This is a genomic window from Aliivibrio finisterrensis (assembly GCF_008933155.1).
Taxonomy (GTDB): Bacteria; Pseudomonadota; Gammaproteobacteria; order Enterobacterales; family Vibrionaceae; genus Aliivibrio; species Aliivibrio finisterrensis.
Map to the genome: position 1 here is coordinate 1 of NZ_WBVP01000059.1, position 1,277 is coordinate 1,277.

Sequence of the window (1,277 nt, forward strand, 5' to 3'; positions counted from 1 at the left end):
TCGATGATTACACCAATGCAGGCGTGACCTCGGTACACAGTAATATACTGAGTCATCTAAACAGTTATCTAGATAAAGAAAAACGTGACGGCTTAACTCATTATCTCAAAGCTTCTAATGTGCATGAAAATGATTATTTCGGGACTAAAACAGCTATTTCAGACGATGGCTTAACCGTAGCAGTACTTGGGCGGGACGCACCATCGACTAGCTCTGCTACTGATGATGGTGGCGCGATTTATATTTATCGCCGTGCAGACGCTTCATGGCAAGAGGTGAAGATTTTACGCACCAATCAAACCTCTTATCATGCCAGTGACATGGCCATGAGCGGTGATGGAAAACGAGTGGTTATGATGGGTCCTACCATGGCGTATGTATTTGATGTTGCTATGGTGGCTGGAGAGCCGGATTGGGGCGGAAGTTGGACGATGACGTCAATCAATCATGGCATAACCGACACCTCTAATTACGGTGCGATAAGTGCTAACGGTAATGTCTTGGTTATTGGTGATGATGCCTATAGCAGTAAAGCGGGACGCGTTCGTATTTACCAATTTATCAATGGCAGTTGGAGTTATCAGAAGCAGTTTACTGGCGGTAGCGGAAGTTATTTTGGTTTTTCTAGCGCCGTATCCAGCAATGGTGACGTGATTGCGGTGGGGGCGTTTGATCAGGGTAATACCGGTTATGTGTATGTGTATCGTCATAACGGTACTAACTGGGCGCTTGAGCAAAGTTTTCGTAACGCAAATTACGCCACCGATGATTATTTTGGTGTTGGCGTTAGCATTAATGCGGCCGGTGATCGCATTGCGGTCGGTGCGAGACAAGAAGATGGGCCAACCAATAGTATGACGAGCCAAGGGGCGGCTTTTGTTTTTGATTATGATGGTAGCAGTTGGAATCAAACCCAGGTGCTGCGTGCCAGTGACGCAGCAACCAGTGACGGCTTTGGTATTCAAACTCAACTGAGTGCCGATGGGCGTAAACTCGTGGTGTCTACACTCAGTGCAGAGGCGGTGTACAGTTATGACTTAGCGAATGTCGACGCCACTCTGTGGCAATCAACGGAACAGATTTTCAGCTCACCATCGAGCAGAGCTGATAGGTTTGGTGCTTATGGACTTACCTTTAATGGGACAGATATTGTGGTCGGGGCTAGCTTAGATGACTACAGCTACAATGGCATTCTCACCAACAGCGACAATAACACGGTGTTTGATGCCAATGATACCAGCTCGATTGGCACCGCGTTCGATAATACCGATACCAGT

At 47.1% G+C, this 1,277-nt stretch carries 1 protein-coding gene; it reads left to right on the forward strand.

Going from position 1 to position 1,277, the window contains the following annotated elements:
• A partial coding sequence (locus tag F8B77_RS17245) for a hypothetical protein (protein ID WP_208846176.1) occupies nucleotides 1-1,277 on the forward strand: 1,277 nt, incomplete at both ends.